At 40.4% G+C, this 3,378-nt stretch carries 1 protein-coding gene and 2 pseudogenes; all 3 read right to left on the minus strand.

All coding sequences use genetic code 11. The annotated features are described in order from the left end of the window. Positions 1-77 precede the first annotated feature (77 nt). Positions 78-410: pseudogene (locus ACMZ6U_RS09815) on the minus strand (integrase core domain-containing protein); the annotation flags it as partial. Between the two features lie 115 nt (positions 411-525). Next, the gene (locus ACMZ6U_RS09820; RefSeq protein ID WP_416108259.1) at positions 526-1,941 is read right to left on the minus strand and encodes a cryptochrome/photolyase family protein; all 1,416 of its coding nucleotides are present in this window, start codon (positions 1,939-1,941) and stop codon (positions 526-528) included. Positions 1,942-2,211: 270 nt separating this feature from the next. Beyond that, positions 2,212-3,209, minus strand: a pseudogene (locus ACMZ6U_RS09825) (bifunctional transcriptional activator/DNA repair enzyme AdaA). Positions 3,210-3,378: the final 169 nt, after the last annotated feature.

A 3,378-nucleotide genomic window follows, 5' to 3' on the forward strand; every position in this document is an offset into this window, starting at 1 on the left:
ACACTAAACCAAAGTGAATATTTGTTAATGATGTGAGGCCAGAAAGAGTTGTTTACGAAGAATGGTTTGTTATCCTATCAGGAGCTAGCTCCTGATAGGATTTTTCTGATTTCGATAGGAGATTTCCAACCTAAAGTCTGCATAGGTAGTCTGTTTGATTTGTAGAGATAGGTTTTCATTTGTTTGATGAGGTCTTCGTAAGAGTAAAACTGGAGATATTGGTAGAAACGTTCATTGTCATTGCGATGGCTGCGCTCCACCTTTCCATTATGGCGAGGCGTTCTAGGACGAATACACTTGTGCTCAATTCCTAGTTTCTGACAAAGGCTATCAAGCGGGGGTATCTGCTTTGTTTCCCTGAAATGAGTGAACTCAAAGCCATTATCGGTTTGAAGGATTTGAGCCTGGTAAGCATCATAAATCCCAGCAAGGATGAGACAGAGAGCTATTAGACCTAAGCTGATTATTTTTGTAAGCAGTTGTTTAGTCATAGGCATTTTCATTTAGGATTCCTTTATCTATGTTCTAAGATTGATGATTGGTATGGTTTTCTTTGGCAAATTCATAGCGAGCAAGCGCTGTTTTGCGACGTTCGGCATGGTCTACAATCGGCTTTGGATAATCTTTCCCTAATGTAAACGATAAGTCCTGCGCTAAGGATTCTGGTAACAGTTCAGGTTGGAATCGGTATTTCAAGGGGAGATGAGCTAACTCTGGCACAAAACAACTGATAAATTTTCCTTCTGGATCATAGGTTTTGCCTTGGGTTGTTGGGTTGAAAATTCTAAAATACGGTGCAGCATCTGTCCCTGTTGATGCTGCCCATTGCCAGCCACCGATATTGCTAGCGGGATCATAATCAATCAAGGCCTCTTGAAAATAACGCTCTCCCCATCGCCAGTCAATCAACAAATCCTTGGTCAAGAAGGAGGCGACAATCATTCGCAGTCTGTTATGCATCCAACCTGTTTGAGCTAGCTGTCGCATCGCTGCATCAACGATTGGAAACCCTGTCTGACCGGACTTCCAACACTCGAAATGTGCCTTGTTATTATCCCACTCAATGTTGGTAAAAACCGATTGAATTGCTGTGTTTTTTTGATTGGGATGATTGACAGCAATCATGTGGTAAAAATCACGCCAAGCGAGTTCTTTGATAAAAGTGGCTTTGCCAGTGCTATCTGGTGCCTTTGAAACAGCATGATAAACTTGTCTAATGCTAATGTTACCATGTCGTAAATAAGGAGATAGTTTACTAGTTGCCTCTAAAGCTGGGTAATCTCGCTGATCTTTGTAAGCAGACAAACCTTCATCCACAAAGCGTTTCAAGAGGTCTAGAGCCTTCTGACTGCCTGGTTGATAATCTGGTAGGGGGGCTATCCTTGTTTGGCAAAACGCTTCTAGGTCAATAGCCATGTCCAAACACAACCAGTCCACAGTATGCGTTGAGGTTGGTACTGGAGTAGGCTTGGGTAACCCCTTCCAATTGTTGTAATAAGGTGTAAACACTTTATAGGAGTCTCCTGATTGAGTGAGGACTTCTGATGCTCCATGCAGATAATGATCCTGTGACGTGTGCATGATAATCTGATGTTTCCTAAAAAATGCTGCGGCCTTTTGATCCCTCAGTCTACCAAAAAGAGCATCATCGTAGTTAAAATAAACCTGATCCCATTCTGGCAAGGCCTGCCTTAGCTCTTCAAAGGCTAGTTCCCAATCTCCGTAGATGACTTGCAAAGGAATATCATAGGCAGACAACTCCTTTTTAAAATAACGTAAACTCTCCAAAAAGGCTGACTGATTGGGTGTCTTTTGCTCTGACAGTTGCTCAGGATTGAGGTGAAAAAGAGCCACCAGTTGATTGCTATTAGCCATAGCCTTAGCCAAAGCAATATTATCACTAAGTCTTAAATCACGCCTGAACCACATCACTGAAATCATTCTAATCTCCTCTTAAGCACTGATAATACTAGTTTACCATAAATCATAGCCGTCAAAAATCAAAAAGCTACTGCACTGAATGGTTTTGATGAGAAAGTGGACAAAAAACCAGCAAGTCAAAAAGAGCTGCATGGAGTCTTTGGCTGATGACACAAAAGAGTGAGTGGAGCAAACTAAAAAGTTGATGGATCATACGGTGACTTCTCTCAAAACTCAATGAGGAAAAAAGCACCTCTGTTCTAGCTCTAATAAGTAACGCTTTCGGTCAACTCATCCACCATAACCACCTAAATCACCTGTTGACGAAATCACACGATGGCACGGTATTAAAATAGCTATTTGATTGGCACCATTCGCATTTCCAACAGCCCTTACTTTATTGACATCTCCTAAGGCCATTGCTAAATCCTTATATGTTTGAGTTTCACCGATTGGTATTTTTTGTAACAATGCCCACACATCTTTTTGAAAAGGTGTCCCCATTAAGCAAAGTGGTATTGTAAATGTCGCGGATTTTCCTGAAAAATAAAGGGCTAACTCATTGGTTAATTGTGTTAAAATAGCATTATTTCCTGCTATTATTCTAGCCTGTCGCTTAATTCTCAAGCGCTCAATTTCTTTTTCAAGACCGCGTCTATTATCAAATTCTAAAAGGTAAAGACCATTATCATCTGCTATCGCAAACAGACGCCCTATCGGAGTTGGAATAAATGTAGCCACTAATAAATGAATCTCGGTTTGCTTTGTTGGATTTCCCATAATTCGGCTAAAAGCATCATTAAAACCACTGGCAGATTGATAGCCCATAGCCAGTTGCTGATCAATTTTTTTAGAACCTTTTTGAATGGCTTCAAAAGCAATCCCCATACGACGTGAGCGTGCATATTGAACAAAAGTCATATGATAATATTTTTTAAACTGCCGTCTAGCTGTTGCTGAATGAATACCTAGCTCTTTAAAATCAGAGTCCCTCCAGTGTTTTTCAGGATTTGCTTCAACCAGATCAACTAATTGTTTGACTTCTTCTGGCAAGTCATTGGGATAAGAAAGTGGTCGGCAAATTTTGCAAGGACGATAACCTGCTAGAAGGGCTGCTTCAGCTGTTTTGTAAAACTCACAATTGTCAAATTTAGGCTTCCTAGCACGACAGTCGCATGGCAAAAAACACCAGTTGTTTTAATGGCTGCAAAGAAAACCCCATCAAAGTTAGCATCACACTCTCGTAATGCTTTATAGTAACGTTCTTTTAACTGTGCATCAATAATCATTATAATCTCATTCTTTGAATCGGTTACACTAAACTAGACAGAATCTATAAAGTGTTCTACACTAAAGAAAATAGGAGAAAAGCTATGTCTAGACAAATTCGCCGTCACTTCACAGATGGGTTTAAACAACAAATCGTTGACCTGCATAATGCAGGAAGAAAACGCAGTG

The sequence above is a fragment of the Streptococcus pluranimalium genome (genome assembly GCF_047785745.1).
Taxonomy (GTDB): Bacteria; Bacillota; Bacilli; order Lactobacillales; family Streptococcaceae; genus Streptococcus; species Streptococcus pluranimalium_B.